This is a genomic window from Inquilinus sp. OTU3971, assembly GCF_038440215.1.
Map to the genome: position 1 here is coordinate 13523 of NZ_JASATH010000009.1, position 24926 is coordinate 38448.

General features: G+C 67.1%; 25 protein-coding genes, 1 tRNA gene and 1 pseudogene. 14 read left to right on the forward strand and 13 right to left on the reverse strand.

From position 1 onward, the window contains the following. Positions 1 to 14: 14 nt before the first annotated feature. The 10 genes from AAHM41_RS03940 to AAHM41_RS03985 all read right to left on the reverse strand — a co-directional run bounded on the left by AAHM41_RS03940 (position 15) and on the right by AAHM41_RS03985 (position 10452). On the reverse strand, positions 15 to 1802 hold the full coding sequence (locus AAHM41_RS03940; RefSeq protein WP_342235208.1) for a nitrilase-related carbon-nitrogen hydrolase: 1788 nt from the start codon (positions 1800 to 1802) through the stop codon (positions 15 to 17). A 10-nt stretch (positions 1803 to 1812) separates the two neighbouring features. Further along, a complete protein-coding gene (locus AAHM41_RS03945) occupies positions 1813 to 2817 on the reverse strand; it encodes an acetamidase/formamidase family protein (protein WP_342235209.1) in 1005 nt (334 codons plus the stop codon). A gap of 33 nt (positions 2818 to 2850) precedes the next feature. Then, positions 2851 to 3564, reverse strand: coding sequence for an ABC transporter ATP-binding protein (locus AAHM41_RS03950; RefSeq protein ID WP_342235210.1), 714 nt, complete (start codon positions 3562 to 3564; stop codon positions 2851 to 2853). Beyond that, a complete protein-coding gene (locus AAHM41_RS03955) occupies positions 3557 to 4276 on the reverse strand; it encodes an ABC transporter ATP-binding protein (RefSeq protein ID WP_342235211.1) in 720 nt (239 codons plus the stop codon). The genes AAHM41_RS03950 and AAHM41_RS03955 overlap by 8 nt, the downstream gene beginning before the upstream one ends. Then, entirely contained in the window at positions 4273 to 5340 is a 1068-nt protein-coding gene (locus tag AAHM41_RS03960) for a branched-chain amino acid ABC transporter permease (RefSeq protein ID WP_342235212.1), read from the reverse strand. Before AAHM41_RS03960 ends, AAHM41_RS03955 begins: the two co-directional genes overlap by 4 nt. Positions 5341 to 5352: 12 nt before the next feature. Further along, positions 5353 to 6225 (reverse strand): ABC transporter permease subunit, encoded by an 873-nt coding sequence (locus AAHM41_RS03965; RefSeq protein WP_342235213.1) that lies wholly within the window; start codon positions 6223 to 6225, stop codon positions 5353 to 5355. A gap of 101 nt (positions 6226 to 6326) precedes the next feature. Then, positions 6327 to 7571 (reverse strand): urea ABC transporter substrate-binding protein, encoded by a 1245-nt coding sequence (locus AAHM41_RS03970; protein ID WP_342235214.1) that lies wholly within the window; start codon positions 7569 to 7571, stop codon positions 6327 to 6329. 17 nt (positions 7572 to 7588) lie between these two features. Then, the gene (locus AAHM41_RS03975) at positions 7589 to 8248 is read right to left on the reverse strand and encodes an ANTAR domain-containing response regulator (protein ID WP_342235215.1); all 660 of its coding nucleotides are present in this window, start codon (positions 8246 to 8248) and stop codon (positions 7589 to 7591) included. Beyond that, positions 8245 to 9402, reverse strand: a complete 1158-nt coding sequence (locus AAHM41_RS03980; protein ID WP_342235216.1) for a transporter substrate-binding domain-containing protein — start codon at positions 9400 to 9402, stop codon at positions 8245 to 8247. The genes AAHM41_RS03975 and AAHM41_RS03980 overlap by 4 nt, the downstream gene beginning before the upstream one ends. Before the next feature lie 339 nt (positions 9403 to 9741). Beyond that, positions 9742 to 10452 (reverse strand): FCD domain-containing protein, encoded by a 711-nt coding sequence (locus AAHM41_RS03985; RefSeq protein ID WP_342235217.1) that lies wholly within the window; start codon positions 10450 to 10452, stop codon positions 9742 to 9744. 182 nt (positions 10453 to 10634) lie between these two features. Between AAHM41_RS03985 and AAHM41_RS03990 the strand changes: the two genes are divergently transcribed. The 7 genes from AAHM41_RS03990 to AAHM41_RS04020 are packed head-to-tail and all read left to right on the forward strand — an operon-like array spanning position 10635 to position 18090. Further along, positions 10635 to 12128, forward strand: a complete 1494-nt coding sequence (locus AAHM41_RS03990) for an ABC transporter substrate-binding protein (protein WP_342235218.1) — start codon at positions 10635 to 10637, stop codon at positions 12126 to 12128. After that, positions 12125 to 12979, forward strand: a complete 855-nt coding sequence (locus AAHM41_RS03995; protein WP_342235219.1) for an ABC transporter permease — start codon at positions 12125 to 12127, stop codon at positions 12977 to 12979. Before AAHM41_RS03990 ends, AAHM41_RS03995 begins: the two co-directional genes overlap by 4 nt. A gap of 7 nt (positions 12980 to 12986) precedes the next feature. Beyond that, positions 12987 to 13901 (forward strand): ABC transporter permease, encoded by a 915-nt coding sequence (locus tag AAHM41_RS04000; protein WP_342235220.1) that lies wholly within the window; start codon positions 12987 to 12989, stop codon positions 13899 to 13901. Next, positions 13898 to 15253, forward strand: a complete 1356-nt coding sequence (locus tag AAHM41_RS04005; RefSeq protein WP_342235221.1) for a M20/M25/M40 family metallo-hydrolase — start codon at positions 13898 to 13900, stop codon at positions 15251 to 15253. Before AAHM41_RS04000 ends, AAHM41_RS04005 begins: the two co-directional genes overlap by 4 nt. Then, complete coding sequence (locus AAHM41_RS04010; RefSeq protein ID WP_342235222.1) at positions 15250 to 16245, forward strand: 1-aminocyclopropane-1-carboxylate deaminase/D-cysteine desulfhydrase; 996 nt, start codon at positions 15250 to 15252, stop codon at positions 16243 to 16245. The genes AAHM41_RS04005 and AAHM41_RS04010 overlap by 4 nt, the downstream gene beginning before the upstream one ends. Positions 16246 to 16252: 7 nt before the next feature. Beyond that, entirely contained in the window at positions 16253 to 17278 is a 1026-nt protein-coding gene (locus tag AAHM41_RS04015; protein WP_342235223.1) for a hypothetical protein, read from the forward strand. Next, a complete protein-coding gene (locus tag AAHM41_RS04020; RefSeq protein WP_342235224.1) occupies positions 17269 to 18090 on the forward strand; it encodes a rhodanese-like domain-containing protein in 822 nt (273 codons plus the stop codon). Before AAHM41_RS04015 ends, AAHM41_RS04020 begins: the two co-directional genes overlap by 10 nt. A gap of 239 nt (positions 18091 to 18329) precedes the next feature. Here AAHM41_RS04020 and AAHM41_RS04025 read toward each other — a convergent pair. Continuing rightward, positions 18330 to 18608: pseudogene (locus AAHM41_RS04025) on the reverse strand (IS6 family transposase); the annotation flags it as partial. Positions 18609 to 18647: 39 nt separating this feature from the next. Next, a tRNA-Glu gene (locus tag AAHM41_RS04030) sits at positions 18648 to 18718 on the reverse strand. A 162-nt stretch (positions 18719 to 18880) separates the two neighbouring features. On the opposite strand from AAHM41_RS04030, the gene AAHM41_RS04035 reads away from it, so the two are divergent. The 6 genes from AAHM41_RS04035 to AAHM41_RS04055 all read left to right on the forward strand — a co-directional run bounded on the left by AAHM41_RS04035 (position 18881) and on the right by AAHM41_RS04055 (position 23573). Next, the gene (locus AAHM41_RS04035) at positions 18881 to 20050 is read left to right on the forward strand and encodes a tyrosine-type recombinase/integrase (protein ID WP_342235225.1); all 1170 of its coding nucleotides are present in this window, start codon (positions 18881 to 18883) and stop codon (positions 20048 to 20050) included. Next, positions 20047 to 20535: a hypothetical protein gene (locus AAHM41_RS04040; RefSeq protein WP_342235226.1), complete on the forward strand. Its 489-nt coding sequence runs from the start codon at positions 20047 to 20049 to the stop codon at positions 20533 to 20535. The genes AAHM41_RS04035 and AAHM41_RS04040 overlap by 4 nt, the downstream gene beginning before the upstream one ends. A gap of 104 nt (positions 20536 to 20639) precedes the next feature. Next, positions 20640 to 20801: a helix-turn-helix transcriptional regulator gene (locus AAHM41_RS40580; protein WP_446719431.1), complete on the forward strand. Its 162-nt coding sequence runs from the start codon at positions 20640 to 20642 to the stop codon at positions 20799 to 20801. A 29-nt stretch (positions 20802 to 20830) separates the two neighbouring features. Further along, positions 20831 to 21094: a hypothetical protein gene (locus AAHM41_RS04045; RefSeq protein WP_342235227.1), complete on the forward strand. Its 264-nt coding sequence runs from the start codon at positions 20831 to 20833 to the stop codon at positions 21092 to 21094. A gap of 407 nt (positions 21095 to 21501) precedes the next feature. Beyond that, positions 21502 to 21990: a hypothetical protein gene (locus tag AAHM41_RS04050; RefSeq protein WP_342235228.1), complete on the forward strand. Its 489-nt coding sequence runs from the start codon at positions 21502 to 21504 to the stop codon at positions 21988 to 21990. After that, positions 21987 to 23573 carry a VapE domain-containing protein gene (locus AAHM41_RS04055; protein ID WP_342235229.1) on the forward strand — a complete coding sequence of 529 codons (1587 nt, stop codon included), beginning with the start codon at positions 21987 to 21989 and terminating at the stop codon, positions 23571 to 23573. Before AAHM41_RS04050 ends, AAHM41_RS04055 begins: the two co-directional genes overlap by 4 nt. A gap of 239 nt (positions 23574 to 23812) precedes the next feature. On the opposite strand, the gene AAHM41_RS04060 is transcribed toward AAHM41_RS04055, so the two are convergent. Next, entirely contained in the window at positions 23813 to 24118 is a 306-nt protein-coding gene (locus AAHM41_RS04060; protein WP_342235230.1) for a hypothetical protein, read from the reverse strand. A gap of 334 nt (positions 24119 to 24452) precedes the next feature. On the opposite strand from AAHM41_RS04060, the gene AAHM41_RS04065 reads away from it, so the two are divergent. Then, positions 24453 to 24884, forward strand: a complete 432-nt coding sequence (locus tag AAHM41_RS04065) for a hypothetical protein (protein WP_342235231.1) — start codon at positions 24453 to 24455, stop codon at positions 24882 to 24884. The last annotated feature ends 42 nt before the right edge of the window (positions 24885 to 24926 follow it).

A 24926-nucleotide genomic window follows, 5' to 3' on the forward strand; every position in this document is an offset into this window, starting at 1 on the left:
AGGCCGGGCTTCAGTCAGCCGGCACGCTCAGTGCGATTGACCGGGACCTTGGCTGCCAAGAGATGGGCCGGCCGGGCCGGCCATACGAGCGACTGGTATTGATGAGGCTGCCGCATCGAAACCAGATCCTTCCGGCGCACGACGCTGGTGGGATAGCGCGTCTCGAGATTGGTCGTATCGATCTCGACGGAAGCGAGCCCCTCCCCCTCCGGAACGATCGCTTCCCGGCGCGGGAAGGCGAAGGTGTCCGGGCCGAAAACGCCGCTCTTGCCGGAAAACCCGTTCGGCGGATCCACGACATTGGCGAAGGCGAGAAAGACGTTGTTCTCGCCGGCACGCACCCGCAGGTGATGCCAGTGGTGCGGGTCGGCGCCGGTCGGGATCGGATAGTTCTGGTCGATCGTGGTTCCCGAATGGGCGCCGGTGAACCGGCCGGCCTGGGCCGCCGGGCAGGCGATCAGGTCACAGCCCCTGAGCGCCAGGATCCGCCCCGCCTCGGGAAAGGCCGCATCATGGCCGATCATGAGGCCGATACGTCCCGCGGGAATGTCGAAGACCGCCCAGCTGTCCCCCGGCGTCGCCCAGCGCCGGTCCTCGCCGGTGAGATGGATCTTGCGGTAGCGTCCGACGAGCCCCTCCGGGCCGACCAGCACCGCCGTGTTGTAGCGGCGCCCATCCTCACTCTCCGCCAGCCCGGCGACGAGATGGAGCCGGTGCCGGGCGGCGATGGTCAGGAGGCGGCCCGTCGCCCGGCCGGGAAGCGGTTCGGCCCGTTCGGCCGCGTCGGCGAGCCCGGTGACGCTGAGCTCCGGGAACACGACGAGATCGGCCCCCTGCCCCGCCGCCTCAATCGCGAGGCCCTCGATCCGGTCGAGATTGGCGTCGACGTCGCGGCCCGGCAGGAACTGGCCGACCGTCACGCGGGACCGGCGTCCGGGCGGCAGCGGGCGATGGCCGTAGAGGCCGAAGAAGTCGGACGGGTTCCAGGCGAAGGTGTTCGTCGCCAGCTCCGGATACAGCTCCGGCCGCCGCTGCGCGAACACCGGTTCCCCCAGGACCTGCCGTTGCCGCGCCCGCGCCAGGTCGATCTCGCCATAGGCGATCCCGTCGCCGGCATCGACGACGGCCGCGACCGTGCCGTCCGGCTCGATGATCGCGCTGCCGCCGCTGAACTGGACCGTGCGCTCCAGCCCCCAACGGTTGCTTTCCACCAGATAGCAGCCGTTCTCGAAGGCCCGGCTGATCCAGTAGGGCGCGGGGGTGCGCTCGGCCAACCAGTTGCTGATGTGGCAGATGATGTCGGCTCCGCCGAGAGCAACAAGCCGCGCCGTCTCGACGAAATGGATGTCCATGCAGATCAGGAGCGCGATGCGGCCGAGCGGCGTCTCAAAGACCTGGTGCCCCAGGTTCCCCGGCGCCGACCATTTCGGCTCGGAGACATAGGGGTGGGTCTTGCGATGCCGCCCGACCACGCCGTTCGGGCCGATGAGCACGGCGGTGTTGTAGTAGAGGCCGGTGTCGGGATCGATCTCGGGCAGGCCGATGACGACATGGATGCCGTGGGCCTGCGCCACCGCATGGAAGCGCTCGGTGGTCGGCCCGGGCACCGGCTCGACGAAGGGCGCAACCTCCGCCCGGTCGAACCAGCAATAGCCGGTCGTGCCCATCTCCGGCGCGACCACGAGCGTCGCGCCGGTCCGTGCAGCGGTCTCGACCAGCTCGACCAGGCGCGCGATGTTCCGCTCCTTTTCGAACAGGATCGGCTCGAACTGGACCGCGGCCGCCTTGTATGTCGCCGGCATGCCGTCCCCCTCAGCCCAGCAGGGTTTTGCGAATGGAAGCACCGAGCGTGTATTTCGGGTCGACCATGTTGCCGAGCCTGACCTTGCCCACCTGAGTCAGCAGCATGTAGGCCTCGATCTCGTCGAAGCCGTATTCGGCCGCCATCCAGCGCACCAACTCGCGATAGGCGATGCGGACGGCATCCTCCATCGGGCGCGACGAGCCGATGGTCATGATCACCCGCTCGTTCTCCAGCCGCGGCCATTTGAATTTCCAGCCCTTGATCAGATCGACCTGCACGGTCGTGACCGTCGGATGCTCGATGGCGACGCCGCAGAGCTCGCCGTCACCCTGGGCCGCGTGGCAGTCGCCGAGATAGAGCAGCCCGCCCGGGGCGTTCACCGGCAGGTAGATGACCGCGCCGGGGCCGACATCCGGCAGGTCCATGTTGCCGCCGTAATAGTCGGGCTGGAGCGAGGAGATCGCCTCGATCTCCGGCGATGTGCCGATCGTGCCGATGAAGGGCTCGTAGGGCAGCGTGATCTTGTCGTTCCACTTCACGCCGGTGACGGCATCCACCTCCAGCTTCTTGACCCTCTCCGGCAGGGCCGGATTGAGGAGGGCCGTGTCGCCGGTCGCGACCAGGCCGCCGAATTCCGGCATGACGCAGGTGGTGCCCCGCGGCTGCGGCCCGCGCGGCACGATTTCCTTGATGTAGACGGCGAGGCAGTCGCCCTTCTCGGCGCCGTTGACGTAGATCGGTCCGTTCTGCGGGTTGAGAAAGGGGAAGTTCAGGATCTCGGTCGGCTTGTCGCTCTCCGAGGTGATCTTGCCTTCGAAGGCGTCGTGGGTCTCGGCCGAGATCACCGCGCCGGGATCGACCGTCAGCACCGGTGTCGCGTAGGGACCGTACACATAGTGGTACTTGCCCTGGCTGGCCTCGGTGATCGCATAGGCCTGGCCGGGCTGGCCCTTGGCCAATCCGCGCCGCGCCATGATGGATTCCGCGAGCCAGGACGTGTCGGGCGAAGGCATGGGTCGTCCTCCTGTGGGACCTGTTGCTGGTGATCAGACCGAGAGATGGCGGCGCACGACCTCGGCATCGGCGAGGTCGTCGCGGTCGAGCGAGGCGACGATCCGCCCCTTGTCCATGACGTAGCAGCGCTCGACCATGGCGCGGATCATGTCGATGTTCTGCTCGACCAGGATGATGGTCAGCCCGCTGGCGCGGTTGAGATCGACCATGATGCGGGCGATGTCCTGCACGATGTTCGGCTGGATGCCCTCGGACGGCTCGTCGAGCAGCACGAGGGCGGGCTGGGCCATCAGCACGCGCCCGATGGCGAGCTGCTGCTGCTGGCCGCCCGACATGGTCCCGGCGCGCTGGTTGCGCCGCTCGGCCAGGATCGGGAAATACTCGAAGATGCGCTGCCGGTCGGCCTCGGTGACCGAGGACCGGAACAGGCCGCCGACCCTCAGATTCTCGGCCACCGTCAGCCGCGGGAACACGTCGCGGCCCTGCGGCACGTATCCGACGCCGAGCCGCGCCCGTTTGTAGGGCGGCAGATGCTCGACCGGGGCGTCGCGGAACACGACCGAGCCGGCCATCGTCGGCACCAGGCCGATCAGGCTCTTCATCAGCGTCGACTTGCCGACGCCGTTGCGGCCAATCACGCCGACGATCTCGCCCTCGCGGACAGTGATGTCGAGGCCCTGCAGCACCGGCTTGCCGCCATAGCCGGCGCGCAGGCCGAGGGTGGAGAGAAGCACTTCCTTACGCATGGGCCTGCCCGAGATAGATGGCGGCGATCCGTTCATCCGCGACGATCTGGTCGATCGTGCCCTGGGCGAAGACCCGCCCGAGATGCAGCACCGTCACGCGTTGCGCGACCTGGCGGACGAAGGTCATGTCGTGCTCGACGGCGAGGATGGTCATGCCGCCCGCATTCAGGGACTTCACCATCTCGCCGGTGGCATGGGTTTCCTCCGGCGACATGCCGGCGGTCGGCTCGTCCAGCAGCAGCAGGCGCGGCTTGAGGCTGATCGCCATGCCGATCTCGAGCCATTGCTTCTGGCCGTGGCTGAGATTGCCGGCGAGCTGCCTCGCCTCCTTCGTCAGCATCAGGAATTCGAGCAGCCCGTCGATCTCGCCGTCCAGCGCCGCGGCGGGATAGGCGTGCTGCATCGCGATCTCCAGGTTCTGCCGGACGCTCAGCGCCTTGAAGATGCCCGGCACCTGGAACTTGACGCTCATGCCGCGGCGGATGCGGGCGTAGGGCTTCAGCGCGGTGATGTCCTCGCCCGTGAACAGGATGCGGCCGGCGCTGGGGCTGTGTTCGCCGAGGATGAGGCGGAACAGCGTGCTCTTGCCGGCGCCGTTCGGGCCGATCAGGCAGTGGATCTCGCCGGCTTCGAGCGCAAGGTTCACATCCGCGGTCACATGCAGGCCGCCGAAGCGCTTGTCGAGGGCGCGGGTCTCCAGGATCGGCATCATGCCTCCCCCTTCCGGCGCCGCCGGCCGGCCAGCCGCGCCAGTCCGGCGGCGGCCGACAGGATCAGGCCGCGCGGCGCCGCCAGCACGGTCAGGACCAACAGCAGGCCCATGACGACCAGCGCGTACTGACTGCCGTAGATGGTGAGCGCCTGAAAGCCGGCCAGCACCACCAGGGTGCCGATCAGCGTCGCGGTCAGGTCCGACCGCCCGCCGACGGCGACCCAGACGATCGGCAGCGCCGCCGCCGTGATGCCCATGCTGGACGGGGTGATGTACTGGCCCCAGGCGGTGTAGAGCACGCCGCTGAGCCCGGCGAGCGCCGCCCCGATGACGAAGGCGGCGAGCTGGTACTTGCGCACGTCGTAGCCGAGCATCTCGGCGCGCTGGGGATTCTCGCGGATGGCGACGAGCACGTTGCCGAAGGACGAGTTCACCAGGATGCGCAAGGCCAGATAGACCAGCACCAGCAGACCGAGCACGCCGTAGTAGAGCTCGACATCCGGATAGAGCACGAGATCGCCGCCGAACCAGGGCACCGTCAGCGGCGGCATGCCGCTCATGCCGTTGAACCCGTTGAGGCGGGCGCTGCCGATGCGCCATTCCGGCCCTGCCGTCTGCGCCATGAACCGCTCCAGCAGCAGCGTGACGGACAGCGTCACGATGCCGAGGAAGACGCCGGCGATGCGCCCGAAGAACAGGAAATAGCCGAGCAGGATTGCGAAGGCCGCCGCCAGCAGGACGGCCAGCACCAGCGCCAGCAGGGTGAAGCCGTAGGCCGAGCCGAAATTGATGGTGAGGATGCCGTAGCCGTAGCCGGCGATGCCGAAGAACGCGGTCTGGCCGAAGCTCAGCGACCCGCCATGGCCCCAGATCAGGCTGAGGCCGAGCGCCATGAAGGCCCAGTTGAAGAAGTAGACGGCGTTGCCGACCGTGTAGCCGTCCGCGGTCAGCGGATAGCAGAAGGCGGCCAGGACGACGAGGCAGAAGGCGGCCCAGAACGCGGGGCCGCGGCCGGTCGTCTGCGGCCCTTCGAGCCGTCTGAGGATACGTGCGATGCCGGTCATCTCCGCGCCTCCTCAGGCCCGCTCGCGCAACAGGAAGCCGGAGATCCCCCTCGGCAGGACCCGGATCACGATGATGACGGCGATCAGCAGCCCGATCTGGCCGAAGAGCTGCCCTTTCCACGAGGTCATCGCCGCCTTGACCACGGCCAGCACCGCGCCGGCCGGCGCCGTTCCGAGGAAGACGTCCGCCCCGCCCACGACGACGGTGACGAAGGCCTCCATGATGAAGGTCGCGCCCATGGTCGGGACCAGCGTCATGGTCGGGGCGTAGAGGCCGCCGGTCAGCCCGGCGAGAGCGGCGCCTAGCGCGAAGGTCAGGCCGTAGACGAGCCGCGTGTCGATGCCGAGCGCCGCGGCCATGTGCGGCACCTGGATGGTCGCCCGAGCCATGACGCCGAAGCGCGTCCAGTTGAACAGCGCATACAGCCCGGCGAGCACGGCGAGGGCCGCAGCGAACAGCACGAGCCGGTAGATCGAATAGGAGTAGCTGCCGATCTCGACGCTGCCGAACGGCGTGCCGACCCCCTGCATGGTCGAGCCGAGGACGATCAGCGTTCCCTGTGTCGCGATCAGGCTGATGCCCCAGGTGGCGACGATGGTGTCGAGCGGCCGGTCGTAGAGGTGGCGGATCACCAGGATCTCCACCACCAGCCCGACCAGCCCGGAGACCAGCGCGCCGGCCAGGATCGCGGCCGCGAGCGGCAGCCCGGCATGGGTGGCCGCGACCGTCACATAGGCGCCGCACATGATGAATTCGCCATGGGCGAGGTTGATCACGCCCATCATCCCGAAGATGACGGCGAGCCCGCAGGCGGCGAGGACAAGAAAGGCGAAAGCGTCGCCGAATTGGTAGAGCGCGGCGAATGCGAGGTTACCGACAGCCATCGTCGAGCGGTCCGTCTGGTTCATCGACAGAGGGAGCGGTCGCCCCGGCCAAGAGCGGGCCTGGGCGCCGGTTCGGTTGACGCCGGTTCAGCCGGCCCGGCTCAGGATTTCGCCGGCGGGTTCGACGGTGTGTACTGGGCGTTCGGGTTGTCCTTGGTCAGGTCGCACCCGGCATCGCCCAGCCAGTAGGGCTTGATGTCCGCCCAGACCTTGGGGAAGGAGATCGAATGGTCCTCGCCGACGCGCGCCAGGTAGATGGTGTGGGACATGTGCTGGCTCTTCGGGTCGAGGCAGACCTTGCCCTCCGGCGCGTCCATGCAGACGTCGCCCTGGGCGATCACCTTGCGCAGGTCGTCGCGCCTGGTCGACCCGCCCGACCGCTCGACCATCTGCTTGTAGAGATAGAGGGCGAGGTAGGAGTTCTCAGCCTCCTGGTTGACATAGGGCTCGTCCGGGAACATCGCCTTGAACCGGCTGTAGAAGTCCTTGCTCGCCGGGCTGTCCACCTCCTCGATGTAGTTGGTGGTGACATACATGTTGGCGAGGCTCGGCGGCTTGAACCGCTTGTGCTCGTAGCCCTGGCCGACATTGACCGAGGACGCCATGGGCAGGTTGAGGTTCGCCGCGGCCGCCTGCTCGTAATAGGAGGCCTGGGCGGTGCCGACGAGCAGCGTCACGACGAAGTCGGGCTTCGCATTCTGGATGTTCTGGACGGTCTGCGAGAACTGGGAGACGCCGAGCGGGACGAACTCCTCGCCGGCCATCTTGCCGCCGTTGTCCTTGACGATATTGCGCACCCATTCGGCCGAGATCTGGCCGAAATTGTAGTCGGCGGCGATGGTGTAGACGTTCTTTCCGTACTTCTCCATCATCCACGGGATCAGCGTCGAGAACTGCTGCTCCGGTACCGCCCCCGTGACGATCATGTGGGTGTCGCAGACCCCGCCCTCATACTGGTTGTTGTAGAAGGCGAGGCCGTCGAGCTGGTCGACGATCGGCCGATAGGCCTCGCGCGAGGCGGATGAGAACCCGGCGAACACGACATCGACCTTGTCGCGCTGCAGCACCCGGCGCATGAACTCCTGGTACCGGGTGTTGTCGGACTGCGTGTCGTAGATCACCAGCTCCAGCGGACGGCCGGCGATGCCGCCCGCCTTGTTGATCTCGTCGGCGGCGAGCTGGATGGCGTGCACCTTGCCGATGGTCGCCACGGCGAAATCGCCGGACTGATCCTCCAGCACGCCGAGCTTGATCGGGTCGGCGGCCAGCGCGAGTTGGCTGGCGCCGAGCATGAGGGGGCCCGTGAGGGCCGCGGCGCGCAGCCCCCGCATCAACACTCCAGACATGTGTCTCTCCTCTGTTTTCAGGCTTGGTCGGCGCGCGGCCTTTGGGCCGTCTCCTGCATGGTTTGGGCGGCTGGGTCCGCCTGGTTGCCGAGCCATTGCTCGCAATAGCTTTCCAGGCCCTGCCGCGACCGCATGCTCTCGCGGCGAAGCAGGGAATAGGCGGCATCGTCGTCCAGGCCGGTCTGCTGCATCAGGAGGACGACGGCCTTGATCACGAAGCGGCGTCCCTGCCGCCGGCGGCCAAGCTCTTCCAGCTGCCCCTGCATCTCGCTGCGGAGCAGGAACTGATTGACCCCCAGGAACAGGGCCGTGTAGACGGCCGCGCCATGCACCGGCTTGCGCAGAAAGCCGGTCGCGCCGAGATTCATCAGCGCCTTGAGCCGGCTCGGCGCTTCCACGCCGACGAGGCCGATGATCGGGACCGGGGGCAGCCGGCCTCCGGCCGCCGTATCGATGACCACGGCTCCGTCGAGGTCGCCGTCGAGGAACAGGATGTCGCGCTCGGCCTGTAGCGACGCGATGTCGAGCTCGGCGCGGCCGTCGACGAGCGCCGGCCGTTCGACCGAGACGCCCAGCTTGGCCAGCGTCGCCTCCAGGGCTTCCGCGGCGCTGCGGCTCGACGTGACGATGAGCGCCCGGCCGCCCTTGAAGTTCTGGATCAGTCGTGGAACCGTCACCGGATCACCCTCAGGTTCGGTTGGCGTGGACCGAGCGCGTAGCGAGGCGAAGACTGGACGAGATAGGGGTCCGGGCAGACCGGGGATGCAGACTCCATGATCACGTCGAAACGGGCATCGGCGGTCGACCGACCGATGCGCGGGGTCAGCCAGGAATGCAGCGTCTGCGGGTCGATCCAGACGGCGCCCTGCGGCGCCGCCAGGCGTTGGCGCGTCACGGCCGATTTCACCGCCGCGACATCATCGCTGCCGGCCGCCGCGAGCGCCAACGCCAGGAGCCTGACCGCGTTGTAGGACGCTTCGGCATCGGCCGAGCTGGTGGGGCCGTCCGGAAATGCAGCGGCGTATCGCCGGACGAAGGCATTGCTCGCCGGGGTGTCCAGCGAGGAGAAGTACACGCTGCAGCTCAGATGGCCGTCCACCGCACCGCTTCCGATCTCCTCGAGCTCCGGCTCCGACAGCGTGCAGCTGGCCACCGGGATCTCGCGCGGCTGGTCGATGCCGGCCGCCTCGCAGGCACGGCGGAACATGCGGAAAAAGGCGTAGGCGCTGGTGCCGATCAGCGTGTTGAAGACCACGTTCGGGCGGGCGTCGAGGATGGCTTCCACCGCCGGCTGAAGTTCGGTGTCGCCCACGGCGAAATAGCGCTCCGCCAGAACTGTGCCGCCGCGTGCGGTCATCGCCTCGCGGAAGATCCGGTTGTTCTCCCATGCCCAGATGTAGTTGGAGCCGACGCAGAAGGCCCGGCTGCCGCCACCGTCCAGCAGATACTCGACGAGCGGCAGAACGTGCTGGTTCGGGGCCGCGCCGGTGTAGATGACGTTGTTGGAGCTCTCGAACCCTTCGTAATGCGAGGGGTACCAGAGCAGGGCATCATGCTTCTCGAAGCAGGGGATGACCTCCTTCCGGCTGGACGAGGTATAGCACCCGACCACATGGCGGATGCCGTCGGACAGCAGGTCGCGGCTGAGCTGTCCGTAGCGGGCGAGATCCCCGCCGGGATTGACGATCACGGGCTCCAGCGCCAGGCTGGCCTCGTCCTCCGCCAGTTCCTTGAACGCGAGCAAGGCGCCGTTCAGCATCGACCGGGCCACCACGCTGTAGGGCCCGGTGGAGGAGAACATCACTCCGATGCGCGTGCGCCGCAGCGCCATGAAGACCCCCAAAAAGACGAAAGCCCGCCGGCCGGTGAGGGCCGCGGGCGTCCTTGCCTGCAATCATGCGTCGCCGAGAGCGCGCCGATTGATATCGTTTGATTGAGTGGCGCAAAAATGGGCACCTTTGCCCACGCCTGAAAAATAGGCTGTCCTGGACCGAGCCGGCTGTCAAGAGGGGATTCGCACCTCAAGCCTTCGGCATCGGTCAGATGAGCGGCACCTGCACATCGTCGTGGATCCCGTGAGGGCCGATCCCGAGGATTGCAAGTCGCAAATAGGAGGAGGATCTGGCTCACTGCGCAGAATAGCGGTGACTACGCCGATTCATCGCCGGGGTCAGGGGACGACGAGCAGCGGCAGGTCCTGCCGACCAGTTGTCAGCTCGTCGAAGCCGAAATGCTCCATCACCAGCCGGGTGCCGTCGTCGATCGCCTGTTCCAGCGCCGCCCGGGCGCGCCGGGCATCCCCCGCCCGCAGCGCCTCGAGCAGGACGTCGTGGTTGTGCCGGCCGCCGGCCTCAAGCCGCGGCTGCGGGTAGAGGTAGTTGAAGCACGGCCCGATCTGCATCCACAGCTGCTCGATCAGGCCGAGAAGCGCCGGCATCCCGGCGAAGCCGTAGAGGGCGAAGCGGAATTCGCGGTTGGCCTTGAGCGCGTCGCCGGCCCGGCCGTCCGTCCTGGCCGCGCGGAACGCCTCGTTCAGCCGGTCCAGCGTCGCGAAGCCGTCCGCGTCGATCCGGCCGCACGCCGCCTCGACCGCCAGCCCTTCCAATGACTTCCGGATCGTGGCGATCTCGCGATAGCGCTCGCGGGTCACCACCGGCACCTGGAACGCCTGCGCCGGCGCCGCGTCGAGAGCGCCGGCCGCCACCAGCTTCAGCAGCGCCTCCCGCACCGGTGTCAGGCTGGTCCCGGGCTGGCGCGCCCGCGCGCGGGTGTTCAGCCGCTGCCCGGGCCGGAGCGCTCCGGACATCAGCGCCTCGCGCAGCTGGCCCTCGACGAAGGCCGTCAGACTGGCGCGCGGCGCCTCGCTCAGCACGAAGCTCACCACCGCTTCTCCATCGCCGACACCCCGTCCGCCCTCGTTCCTTCGACCGGTAATATAGCCGTTGTCGAGGTTGGATACATGATATATCGTGTTTTCACAGGCGGCAAAGCATCGCCGAAAATAATCCCATAAGAAATTTGTCTTTCTTGATCGCGGCCGACAGGCCCGTTCGGAGGAACAGGATGAGGACTTCGAGGCAACTGGCCGCTGCGGCCCTTCTCGCCTGGGCGGTCGGCACGGGCGCCGCCTTCGGCAACGAGCTGGTGATCGCCCGGCCGGTCTCGCCAACGGCGATGGATCCGGGCTTCCTGCGCGAGGCGGCGACGATCGTTGACAACATCTTCGACACGCTGGTGCTGCGCGACCCGGACATGAAGCTGGTGCCAGGGCTGGCCGAATCCTGGTCGGCGGTCGACGACACGACCTGGGAGTTCAAGCTGCGGCCCGGCGTGCGCTTCACCAATGGCGAGCCCTTCGACGCCGCGGCGGTGAAGTTCACCCTCGACCGCATCCTCGACCCGGCGGCCAAGGCGCCGACCATCTCCTACATCCGCACCATCGCCGGCGTGGACGTGGTCGACGAGCGGACGGTGCGGATCCGGACCACGGCGCCCGATCCGCTGCTGCCGACCCGGATGAGCCGCTACCCCGCCTATATCGTGCCGCCGAAATACCTGCAGGAGGTCGGGCCCGAGGCTTTCGCCCGCAAGCCGGTGGGCACCGGCCCCTACAAGCTGACCGAATTCGTGCCCGACGACCGGGTTGTGCTCGAGGCCAATCCGGACTATTGGCGCGGCAAGCCGGTGATCGACCGGGTGGTGTGGCGGCCGATCCCGGAGGCGACCGCCCGCGTCGCCGCCCTCCTGACCGGCGAGGTCCAGCTGATCGAAGGCGTGCCGGCGGAGATGGTCGACGCGGTGGGCCAGAGCGGCGACGCCGACCTGATCCAGGTCAAGAACGGCGGGCTGACCATCTATCTCGGCCTCAAATCCGCGGCCAAGCCGCTCGACGACGTCCGCGTCCGGGAGGCCCTGTCGCTGGCCATCGACCGCAAGGCGATCGTCGACAACCTGCTGCACGGCCTGGCGACCCCGAGCGGCACCCCGGTCGGGACGCATGATTTCGGCTATCTGCCGGTCGAGGCGCCGGCCGCCGACCCGGCCAAGGCGAAGGCCCTGATGGCCGAGGCCGGCTACCCGGACGGCTTCGAGATCCAGATGCAGGCGCCGCGGCGCTACATCAACAGCGCCGAGGTTGCCCAGGCGATCGCCCAGCAATTCGCCGCGATCGGGGTCAAGGCCGCCCTCGATATCCCCGAATGGTCGGTCTATTCGCAGAAGGTGCCGGCCGGCCAGCAGGCGCCGGTCTACATGCTGGGCTGGGGGTCGACCCAGACGCTGGACGCCGATGCCGCGACCTATGCGATCCTCCGCTCGGGCGAGCCCTATTCGACCGTGTCGCTGCCGGATCTCGACGCACTGCTGGACCAGAGCCGCCGCACCATCGACCCGGCGGCGCGGGCGGAAGTGCTGCACAAGATCCAGACCGTGACCGCCGAGCAGGTGCCGGTGATCCCGCTGTACCAGGAGGATTCGCTCTACGCCAAGAGCAAGTCGGTCGACTTCGTCGGACGGCCGGATGCGCGCATCCCGGTCTACGACATCCGCCTGCATTGATCCGCGCGACGCCGACGCGGCGCCGGCGCCGGGGCTTCACAGGCGACGTCCTGGTCGGCGCCCCGTTGCTGCTCGCCGTGCTCGCTTTGGCGGCCTTCGGCCCGCTGCTGTGGCCGCCCGATCCGATCACCGCCGACATCACCGCGACCTTCAAGCCGCCGATGACGGTGGTGGCCGGGACACTGCACCCGCTCGGCACCGACCAGCTCGGCCGCGACCTGCTGGCCCGGATCATCGCCGGCACCCGGCTGTCGCTGGTCATCGTGCTGCTGGCCGGGACCATCGCGGTGATCCTGGGCACTCTGCTGGGGCTGGTCTCCGGCTTCTTCGGCGGCTGGACCGACCGGATCGTCATGCGGCTGGTCGACATCCAGCTGTCGATTCCCTTCATCCTCCTGATCCTGCTGGTGGTCGCGGTGGTCGGCCCCAGCATCCTGAACCTGGTGCTGATCCTCGGTGTCACCGGCTGGGCGATCTTCGCCCGCATGGCGCGCGCCAAGACGCTGGAGGTGAAGGCGCTCGACTTCGTCCGGGCGGCGCGGGCGCTCGGCGTGCCGACCGCGGGCATCCTGTTCCGCCACGTCCTGCCCAACATCCTGACGCCGCAGATCGTGCTGATGACGCTCGATCTGCCGCGGCTGGTGGTGCTGGAGGCGTCGGTCGGCTTCCTCGGCCTCGGCGTTCAGCCGCCCACCGCGACGCTGGGCAACCTGATCGGCGAGGGCCGGTCCTACATCCTGATGGCGGACTGGATCGTGCTGTATCCCGGGCTGGTGATCGCCGCGCTGGTGGTCGGCTGCAATCTGGTCGGCGACTGGCTGATCCGCCGCACCAATGTCCGGGTCGACTGAGGCGCCGATGACCCGCTACCTGCTCGACCGCGCCCTGCAATCCGTCGTCGTCCTGCTCGGCGTCTCGGCGATCGTGTTCTTCGCCCTGCACCTGACCGGCGACCCCGCGGCGCTGATGCTGCCGCCCGACGCCAGCCGGGAGGAGATCGAGCGGTTCCGCGCCGCCATGGGCTTCGACGCCCCGCTCCTGCTGCAGTATCTGCGCTATCTCGGCGCCGTGCTGCAGGGCGACCTCGGCACCTCGCTGCGGTTCCAGCAGCCGGTGCTCGGGCTGGTGCTGGAGCGGCTGCCGGCCACGGCGCTGCTGGCGGTCGCGGCCCTGGCCTGGAGCACGCTGGCCGGCTTCCTGCTGGGCATCGTCGGCGCCATCCGCCGCGACGGCTGGGCCGACCTGCTGGTCCGGCTGGTGGCGCTGGCCGGCCAGGCGGTGCCGGTGTTCTGGCTCGGCCTGCTGCTGATCATCCTGCTCTCGCTGCGGCTGCGCTGGCTGCCGACCAGCGGCTATGGCGAGCTGCGCCACCTGGTGCTGCCGGCGGTCTCGCTCGGCGCCTACTACATGAGCGCCGTCACCCGGCTGGTGCGCGCCAGCCTGATCGAGACGCTGGACCAGGACTACATCCGCACCGCCCGCGCCAAGGGCCTGTCGGCCTGGGGCGTGGTCACCCGGCACGCGCTGCGCAACGCGATGATCCCGGTGCTGACGGTGCAGGGCATGTATTTCGCGGCGCTGCTGGGCGGCGCGCTGGTGACCGAGATCATCTTCGCCTGGCCCGGCATCGGCCGGCTGGCGGTGCAGGCGATCCAGAACCGCGACTTCCCGCTGGTCCAGGCGGTGGTGCTGTTCGCGGCCTTTACCTTCGTCGCCATGAACATCCTGGTCGACATCGCCTATGCCGCACTGAATCCGAGGATCCGGCTGTGACCGCGGTGGCTGAGACCCTCGACCTGCTGCGCGCCTGGACGCCGATCCGGTCGGTCGCCGGCGACCGCGACGGGCTGGCGCGGATGGCGGCGGCGCTGTCGGACTGGCTGGTCCGCGAGCTCGGCGCCGCGCTTGTGCCCGGCGCCGCCGCGGCCGACCCGCCGATCGTCCATGCCCGGCTCGACATCGGCGCGCCGCGCACGGTCGTCCTCTACAACATGTACGATGTCATGCCGGCCGACCCGGCGGGCTGGAGCGTCGATCCCTTCACCGGCGGCGAGGCGGAGCTGCCGGGGCTCGGCCCCGCCTTCCTCGGCCGCGGCGCCGAGAACAACAAGGGCCCGCTGGCCGGCATGCTGGTCGCCGCCCGGCGCCTGCTCGCGGCGGGCCGGCTCGGCGTCAATCTCGAGATCCTGGTCGAGGGGCAAGAGGAGAGCGGCAGCGGCGCGCTGCGGCGCTACCTGGCCGCCGATCCATGCCCGGCCGGCCCGGCCGATGCGGTGCTGTTCCCGTCGCTGTGCGAGTACGGCGGCGGGCCGCCACGGATCTATCTCGGCTTCAAGGGCATCGCCACCGGCGAGATCCGGGTGGAGGGCGGCGCCTGGGGCGGGCCGGCGACGGCGATCCACAGCAGCAACGCGCCCTGGATCGGCAACCCGGCCTGGCGGCTGGTCTCGGCCCTGGCGGCGATCGCCGGCGGCGACACCGGCACGGTCGGCGCCATCACGCTCGACGCCGAGGCGCAGACGGTCACCGCCCGGCTGGCGGAGCGGTTCGACCCGGAGGCCGAGCTGCGCTTCCGCCGCGCCCAACGCTACGCCGTCGACGGCACCGCCGAGGAGAGACTGGCCGCCGTGCTGACGACCGCCTCGCTCAACCTCTCCACCCTGCGCACCGACCCGCCGGACGGCAGGGCGGTGACGCCACACCGGGCCGCCGCCGGCTTCGAGCTGCGCCTGCCGCCGGGCCTCGACCCCGATGCGGCGCTGGACGACATCCGCGGCCGCCTGCGCCGGGCCGGGCTGTCGGACGGCGTCGCCATCGACCTGATCGACGCCTATCCCGGCTGCCGCTTTCCGGAAACCGCCGCCGGCGTGGCGGAGCTGGCCGGCGCCTATCGCGACCTCGGCGCCGAGCCGCAGGTCTGGCCCTGGGCGATCGGCAGCGCGCCCGGTTCCGCCTTCGCCCGGATCGCCCCCGCCTTCCTGATCGGCGGGCTGGGCCATGGCGGCAACGCCCACGGCATCGACGAATTCGTGACGCTGGACGGCCTGTCTCGTTTCCTTCGCTCGATCGAGGGCTGGCTGCTCCGCCTCCCTTCCCTGCCCGACACTCCAGGACGACAGACATGACACCGGACGACTTCCCACGGGTCCCGCTCGGCTTCTTCCCGACTCCGATCGAGGCGCTGCCCCGGCTGGGGGCGGAGCTGGGGATCGAGCTGTCGATCAAGCGCGACGATTATTCCGGCTTCGGTGGCGGCGGCAACAAGGTCCGCAAGCTGGAGTTCCTGATGGCCGAGGCGCTGGCCGACGGGGTCGAGGTGATCATCACCACCGGCGGGCACCAGTCGAACCACGCGCGCATGGTCGCGGCCGCGGCCTGCAAGTTCGGCATGAAGGCGGTGCTGGTGCTGCGCGGCAACCCGCCGGCGGAATACCAGGGCAACCTGCTGCTCGACCGGCTGTTCGGGGCCGAGCTGGAGTTCCTCGAGCCCACCGCCTATTTCACCCAGGTCGACCCGCGGATGGAGGCCCATGCCGCCGCCGCCCGCGAGCGCGGCCAGAAGGCGCAGATCATCCCGCTGGGCGGCGCCAACGCGACCGGCGCGCTCGGCTATGTCCGGGCGGTGGCGGAGATGGACGCGCAGCTGCGCGCCGCCGGCCAGGCCGCGCCCGATGTCGTCGTCGTCCCCGCCGGGTCCGGCGGCACGCTGGCCGGGCTGCATGTCGGTGCCCGCCGGTACTGGCCCGGCACCCGCGTGATCGGCATCAGCGTCAGCCGCGACGCCGCCTGGTTCCAGCAGCGGATCGCCGGCATGGCGGCCGACTGCGCCAGGCTGCTGGGCTGGGACCAGGCCTGGTCACCCTCCGACATCCCGATCGAGGACGGCTTCGTCGGCCCCGGCTACGGCATGCCGTCGGAAGGCGGCGTCGCCGCGATCCACCGCATGGCTCGAACCGAAGGCGTGCTGCTGGACCCGGTCTACACCGGCAAGGCGGTGGACGGGCTGACCGCCCTGTGCCGGCGGGGCGAGATCCCGGCGGGATCGCGGGTGGTCTTCGTCCATTGCGGCGGGTCGCCGGCGCTATACCCCTTCGCCAAGACGCTGGTCGAGGCGTGAGGCGGCCATGGCCGAGGTCGAGCTCCGCCACCTCTCACGCCGGGACGTGATCGTGCTGGGCGGCGGCGACATCGCCCAGGCGGTCGAGGACGTGACCGAGGTGCTGCGCCTGATGCGGGCCGGCGAGGCGGCGATGCCGGCCGAGACCGCGGTCGCGCTGGCGGGGTTGGAGCAGGCCAAGGCCTATGCGCTGGCGGCCCGGGTCGGCGGCCGGTTCGGTGCCGCCGGGGTGAAGTGGACCGCGCATCGGCCGCCGGCCGCGGACGAGGCGCCGCAGATCCTGTCGCTGACCCTGGTCAACGATCTCGCCACCGGCCGGCCGCGTGGCCTGGTCGAAAGCGCGCTGCTGACCGCGACCCGCACGGCGGCGGTCTCGGCGCTGGCCCTGCGCACGGTGGCACCACGGCCGCCGCGGCGCGTCGCCGTGCTCGGCGCCGGGGTGCAGGCCCGAGCCCATCTCGCCATGCTGGCGGCGCTGTTCCCGGCGGTGGAGGAGGTCACGCTCTGGAACCGCGGCCCCGCGCGGCGCAAGGCGCTGCTCGCAGCAATCTGCCCGGCCGCGCCCTGGCCGATCCGCCTGGCCGACGATCCCGCCGAGATCGCCGCGGGCGACGCCGATGCGATCCTCGCCTGCACCGCCGCGCCGCAGCCGATCCTCGGCCGGGGCGCGGTCCGGCCGGGGCGGATCCTGCTGCAGATCGGCTATCACGAGGTCGCGTTCGACGCGATCGACGAGGCCGGCGCGGTCGTCGTCGACCTGTGGGGCGACTTCGCACGGACCAGCGCCAAGAGCCTGTTCCAGATGCACCGCGCCGGGCGGTTCCCGGCGGAGCGGGTGGCGGCCGACCTCGCGGCGGCGATGCTGGACGGCTGGCGCCCGGCGCCGGACGCCGCCGTCTACATGTCGAGCTTCGGCCTGAACGTGTTCGACATCGCCTTGGCCGCCCGGGTCCTGGCGCGGGCCGAGGCGGAAGGCGTCGGCCGGATGCTGCCGATGTCGGGAGACGAGAGAGGAGACTGGCCATGGCCGTGACCATCGGCGCCGCCGAGCTGCGCCACCGGCTCGCCACGGGCGAGCGCATGATCCTGGCCGATGTGCGGCCCGAGGCGGAGTGGCGGCGGGCCACCATCCCCGGCGCGGTCGGGCTGAACGTCTATGACTACTTCATCCCGCAGAGCGACCGGGTCGGCATCGCCGCCATGGCGGACGCCGCGGCCGGCGCCTTCGTGGCGGCGGGGGTCGACGGCAGCGTGCCGGTCGTCCATTTCGAGCAGGCGACCGGCATGATCTCGCCGCGCGGCCTGTGGTTCCAGGAGTTCCTCGGCCTGCCTGGCGGGCTGATCCTCGACGGCGGTATCGACGCCTGGATCGCCGCCGGCGGCCCGACGCAGCCCGGCACCGGCCCGGCCCTGGCCGTGACGGCCGGCGCGGCCCTGCCGGAACCGCCGGCGCCGCGGCTCGACCTCGTCGCCACCATCGACGAGGTCGCCTGGCTCGATCCCGGTCGGGCGACGCTGCTCGACGTCCGCCGCCGCAGCGAGCACGAGGGCAGCTTCGTCCATCCCTGCTGCGCCCGGCCGGGGCGCATCCCGCACTCCGCCTTCCTGTTCTGGGAGGATCTGCTGGCGGACGGCCGCTACCGTCCGGCGGCCGAGATCGCCGTCCTGGCCGCAGCGGCTGGGCTGTCGCCGGACCGGAAGATGATCACCTACTGCCACCGCGGCGCCCGCGCCGCGACGGCGCTCTATGGTCTGCGGCTCGCCGGATATCGCGATGTCGCGGTGTTCGTTGGCTCCTGGCACGAATGGGCGGCCCGAATGGATCTTCCGATCAACGTCGGATAGGTCGCGTGCGCTGCGTCTCACGCAGCGGCCGCGGACAAAAGCGAGCACGAGCTTTGTCGCCCCAGCCTCGGATATAGAAAAGCACTGTCAACTTAAGCCGCCAGGGCACGAAAGGCGCGATCCGCCTGATTCTCAGCCGGCCTGCACGGCGTCACGCCAGCCTGCGAAGGCGGCGTCGCGAGGCGCTCGAAGCGTGCGGCGGGAAATCAGATGGCGCTGGAGGTTGAAGTGATTGTAGACGGCAGGATGAGGAGGTCCAGCACCTCACCCTCATCGTCGACCGCCCGCCACAGATACATCCGTCTGCCGCCGATCCGGACGAACATCTCGTCGAGATGCCAGCGCCAGCTGGCGCGGCACCGGCGGCGGCGAAGCCGGCAGCGAAGGCCGGGCCGAATTTGGCGACCCATTGCCGGATGGTCTCATAGGACAACCTCCAGCCCGCGCTCGGCCAGCAGGTCCTCGACGTCGCGATAGCTCAAGCCAAACCGGACGTAGAGCCACACCGCATGCTGGATGACGGTCTGGGGAAAGCGATGGCGGGTTTTGTACCGAAGTGGCGACCCCTACGGGATTCGAACCCGTGTTACCGCCGTGAAAGGGCGCAAACATAGGGCTGATTATGGTCTCATGTCGATTCGCATGGCGCTTTAAACCCTCTCAATTCCTCGGTATGTTACCGCCTATCCGGTATTGACTCTGGATACCTATAGATGCTATAGTTGGTATCAGGTTGGCATAGAGATATTGGAATCAGGATATGGGACGGAAAGCGATTGACGCGGAGATCATGACGAAGACGGCCAGGAAGCGGCTCGAGGTGCGGGGCGCGCCGCATTTTCGGCGCCTGCGTGATGGCCTGAGCCTGGGATATCGTCGCCTGGCCGGTGGCGTGGCAGGGAAGTGGGTAGTCAGGAAGCTCGGCGAGCGCGACGAGCACGGGAAGCGTGAGTATAAGGAGTCTGTTATCGGCACCGCCGATGACGTTGAGGACTCCAACGGGTCGACCGTCCTGAACTATGACCAAGCCGTCGATAAGGCCGGTGAGGTAGTCGATGCCGCACTTCCTTCTGGCGACCCCCTAACCGTCCGCGTCGCCGTACAGCGATACGTGAAACACCTCGAGGCGCACGCGAAGACGGCGAAGGACACAGAGCAACGCCTTGGGCTGCATCTTCTGCCGAAGCTTGGCGACCGCACAGTCAATAGCCTGACCAAGACGGATATCTCGTCCTGGCATGCTGGCCTTGTGAGGGGAGACGACGCAGAGGCCATCCGGAAATCGAAGGACACGGCCAACCGTCTGCTGTCGATGTGCAAGGCCGCGCTCAACATGGCTGCCCAAGATCCGGCGAACGGCATCACCAGCGATGCGGCGTGGCGTCTGACCAAGCCGTTCAAGTCGGTTGGTGCGGCTCGCGACGTGTTCCTCAGCCCCGAAGAGTGTCAGCGTCTGGTGGATGCCTGCGAAGGCGACTTTCGCAATCTAGTCATCGCGGGGATTCTGACCGGAGCGCGATACGGCGAACTGGCCGAGTTCGACGTTCGAGACTTCGACCCCAAAGAACGCACCCTAACCGTCCGGGACGGGAAGACGGGTGATCGCCGCATCTACCTGCGCGCCGATGATCTGCCATTCTTCAAGGCGCTCGCCGGAGATCGCGATGGGCGCGAACCCCTGATCCTTCGGGACGGTGGCCGCTGGCACAAATCGGAACAGCACCGGCCGATGAAGGCGGCGGCGAAGGCGGCGAAGCTGGACCCGGCAACAACCCTCTACAGCCTGCGCCACAGCTACGCCTCTGAGGCCCTGCGCACTGGCATGCAGATGCAGTTGCTTGCCGAAAACCTTGGCACGTCGATCAGAATGATTGAAGAAAACTATGGCAAGCTCCTCGCGCAGAGCCGACGCGAGATGGTTGAGGCGACGGCGCCCCGGTTGCTGGGCAGCACGGCATGAGCAAGAAGCAGCCTAGGCAGCGCACCGGCCTATTCGCCGAGACGTTTGGCTCGGCCTTGAGCGAGAAGACACTCGCCATATGGACCGATGCCGACGATATCGGCCAATCCATTAAGACGGCCGCGGGGCTCGCCTGTGAATGGGTGTCTCTCGGCAATGACGCGAAGGCGGAAGAGTATTTGCTAATGGTTTGCAGCGAGGTCGACCGCTTGGTCGACCGCATCAACGATCAATCCTTCCATCGAGGCAAGGGTGGGATCGAGCGGGCGAAGAAGGCTGAACAGCACGTATCGGCCAGACACGCCGAATGGGCCTCAGAGGCGCGCACAATCTGGGCCAAGAATTTCAGGCTCTCGGTATCGGCCGTCGCTAGCAGAATTCAGAATCGTATCGCGCGAGAGATGAGCCCCGATAGCGACGATAAGATCCCAACGATTCGCACCATTTCGGACGCCATCAAGAAAGAGCGTCCGCCGAAAGTTTGAAATCAGCTAGCTTTCCGTGTCGTTACGAAATCCGTACTCGACTATATAGAGCACACCACAACGAAACGAGGTGTGCCAATATGAATTCAGATCTTCCAGACGTGATGACGTTCGACGAAACGGCAGACTATCTCAGACTCCCGAAGTCGACGCTATATTTTCTAGTGGCCGAAGGACGCGGACCGAGGTCCGCTAAACTCGGAAAGCGCAGAATGTTCCGACGCGAGGACGTTGTGCAGTACGTTGCTGATCGGGTGGCGGCATGACCGGGACTGTGATTCAGGCAGAGACCGGCATGAAGGTCTATATCTTCTATGTCGACGGATACACCGTCCACCGTGAACTTGTCCGTATGATCGGATGGCATGTCGATGATGATGGTCTGACTACGCCGATCACCACCGTTGGCGTTCTCGACTATCTAGAGCCGGGCACGGGATGGGCTGTCTTGTTCCCCGATGGGACTATCGACGCGCCCGGATACGGAGAGTTTGTGAGCCCAGGCAGATTGGATGCAGCGATACTGACAGAGCATTACAGTCGAAAATCTCCTAACTGAGGTCCGCTCTAGTCGATTACTATTGGGTATTGACTCAACCTCGCAAACGTGAGATAAGTCAGATATTCATCATCGACAACTGCGCCCCCGCATCCTTCAGGACTCGGGGGCGCTGTCGTTTCAGCCCAACAATCTGAGGTTTTACCATGCCCACCCACATTCGGGCGCGGGACGTGTCCGCTTGTCTCGGCGGCATGTCGACCACGCAACTGCTACGTCTAGCCGAGCACGATCCTGACTTCCCGCGTCCCCTGCGACCATGGGGACCGGGCGGCAAGCTAATCCTGTTCGAACGAGAGAAGTTCGAGTCATGGCTCGCGGCTCGGTCCTCACAAGACTGACAAAAAAATTGCCGGCAGGGATGGCGTCCCGTACCGGCAAAATCACTTACCAAGGAGTCAAGTATAATGGAAAACGATAAGAATTTCAAGCCTTCAGCATGGGATGCATATTCCGCCATCTGGCGTGAGGAAGCAGCACTGCCAGCGATCACGCTCGATTTCATTTTGAACGCTGCAGTCGCCGAGCTTGGCATCATCAGATCTGAGCTAGCCGGACCGACCGACCCGGAGCTCATCCAGGCCATCGCACGGATCTATGGATCGCGTGCGACCCATGTTGAACCGGACGGATCCGTCCGCGTCGGTGATGTCGGCTCGCGCCCCCTGCGCGTCGGGGCTGACGGCATTTGGTACTCGAGCACGGTCGATGACTGCGTTGAGGGACACGGCCGAACCGTCGACGGCTTCATTCGATGGTCAATGGGGCTCGACACTGACGAGGCTGGCGCCGCGTTGCTGAAGGTTCTGCCCTCTCTTCCGCAGCGAGAGGACGAACCAGATATTGGCGATCTTCTGGACGAGGCGCGGGCAGCATATCGGGAGCAGCCGCGATGACCGGCGCCGCGAAGGACGCGAGTCCGCGGGATCACGACGCGGTTCAATGTCCGAAATGCTACGGCCTGCAGCTCGTCGAGTATGCACCCCCACTACAGCCGAACGAACCGCCGCCGACCGTCACATGCAAGCTGTGCGACCTCGGCATGATCGAGAGGCCGGTAAGGCCTAAGCCGAAGCCAGCCCCCAAGGAACAGCCTTTGCCATCGCCGGCCTCAACCGTAGTCGAGTTCCCAGAGCGCACCAGAAGACCGGCGCCTAAGGCGCTGCCCGCGCCAGATCCACATATCGACGCACCGGCACGGCGATCGGCTTGGAAAGCTGAACTCATCTGCGGCGAGCGCGGCCCCAAGCCCTGCCTCGCGAACGTCCTGGCAGGGCTGCGCACCGCGCCTGATTGGGACGGAGTCCTCGGCTGGGACGAGTTCCGATGCACGACGATGATGCTGTCCCCTGCCCCGTGGCTGGACCGCAGCATACCATGGAAGGAACGGCCATGGTCTGACACCGACGACGTCCTCGCCGCCGACTGGTTCCAACACGAGGGCATCGCCGTGCCCCCTGCGACGGTCGGCCCGGCGATCGAGGCCGTTGCGCGCGAGAACCCGTCACACCCGGTCAGAAACTACCTCTCGAGCCTAACGTGGGACGGAACCGCGCGGCTCGACGCCTGGCTTGTGGACCACTGCGGCGCCGCCGATACGCCCTACACACGCGCTGTGGGTACCGCCTGGATGGTTTCCGCGGTCGCCCGCGTCTGCAGGCCTGGCTGTAAGGTCGACACCGCCCTGATCCTCGAAAGCCGTCAGGGCCTTCAGAAGTCGTCGGCACTGAGGGTTCTTGGCGGCGAGTGGTTCTCAGACGGCATCGGCGATCTGTCGTCGAAGGACACCCTGTTGCAGATGCAGGGGGTGTGGATCATCGAACTCGCCGAGCTCGATGCCGTGGGGCGATCCGAGGTGAGCCGGATCAAAGCTTTCATGAGCACGGCATCCGATCGGTTCCGACCACCCTATGCCAAGAGGTCCGCCGACTTCCCCCGGCAATGCGTGTTCGCCGGCACCGTGAATCCGGAACGCGGCTACCTTTCTGACCCGACAGGTGCTCGACGGTTCTGGCCGGTGAAGGCGGCCGACGGCAAACCGCCGTCTTGGGTCATCGATCTGGACAATCTCGCCGCCGCCAGAGATCACCTATGGGCAGAAGCCGTCCACCGCTTCAACGCTGGCGAACGCTGGTGGCTGGACTCCGACATGACCGCCGCCGCCGAAGACGTCCAGGCCGAACGATACGCGGGCGACGCATGGGACAACGTCATCACCGGCTACCTCACTGAGACGAGCAGGCCCGTGAAGAACGGCGAGGACATCATCGGATGGCAGGCCGTCCCTCGCACAGAGGCTCTGAATGAAGTGTCTGTCGGTGAAGTGCTCAAGGATGCCCTGCACATCGCGCCGGGGAAGTGGACGCAGGCTGATCAGAACCGTGTATCGAAGTCGCTTCGATCCATGGGCTTCGAACGCTATCAAAGGAAGGCAGCCGGTCAGCGGGAGTGGCGGTATCGGCGGTCACCAGTTCAATAGAGTGGCGACCATACTGGTGACCCGAAAAACCCTTTGTTTTCAATGCGGTCACCAGTCACCACTTGGTCACCACTCTTTTAAAGAGTTTATAAAACAGAGTGGGTGACCACAGCCCCCCGCATTATAGAGAGTCTTTGAATATACTGGTGACTGGTGGTGACTGGTGACCTCGTTGATTTTGTTCATGCTTTCGGTCACCACTTGATTCCAAAGAGTGGTGACCGATACGGCTAGGCCAATCAGAACAACGACAGCTTCGGTTTCGGTTTGGAAGGGTGCGCCTTATCCCATGAGTATGGGTTATCTGAATAGTCCCGATTGGGATGCGTCTTACACCAAGCCTCGAACTTCTCGCCACGCGCCAAGTCTTCCGGCGAATACACTTTTTCACGGCGGTGCGGGTTCTCTTTGGCACGTCCCGGATGGGCCATGGTCCAATTAGATTGGCTCGAGATTCTTGATAGCTCGCCTGGTCCAAACTTGTGAACCTTGTGTTCTCGCGACTTGCGGGCGGCTTCCTTTTCAACGGCCTTGCTTCGGTTCATCGTCATCCCTCCCCCTTCGAAGGTATCAACAGTCTGCCGCATCTCTGGCGGAATGTCGCATCGACGATCGGATGAGTCGATCCGCCGGATAACCATCTGAACACTGTTCACCAACATACAGTTCTGTATGTTCGACGGCTTCGGGCGATGGCGCTGAGTCCCCTGCCCTAGCCTCGTTGCACCCCTCGAAATCACTCCGAAATCTGATTACCGCCTCAGTAAGGCGGTAACATCGATCTGATTGAGCCGAAGAAACCTAGGTTTTCTGCGGCTTCTGGCTGCTTGACTTCACGCCATACCAACTATCTGCCGAATATAATTCTTGAGGCCACATATGTCTGATGAAACCACCCCTAAGCGCCAGCGTCGCCGATCGAGCGCGGAACTACCCATCCAATCCACCCTTGATGGCCCGACGATGCCAGCGGCATGCACCGCCGGCCCGGTTGAGGTCGAGCAGTTGGACGGTCGCACCATGGCCGTGCGTCGCTACAAGAGCGCATGCGACGGCCTAATAGCTCAGCTAGGCGGCAACCCAAGCGTCTCTGACACGATGCTGGTGAGGCGCTGTGCGAGCCTCATGAGCTATTGCGAGGCGCAGGACGCTCGACAGGCGGCCGGCGAGGACATCGACATCAGTCACTACGCCCGCGCTGCCCTGACGCTGGGCACGATGCTCAAGGCTCTGGGCCTGGCGATCCATTCGAAGTCGCCGAGAAGGTCCGATGTGATCGACGCGCATTCCGCCGCGATACTAGACGCCTAACAACCGGAACGATTTCGGCCTGTTGGCGCAACAAGGGGGTGC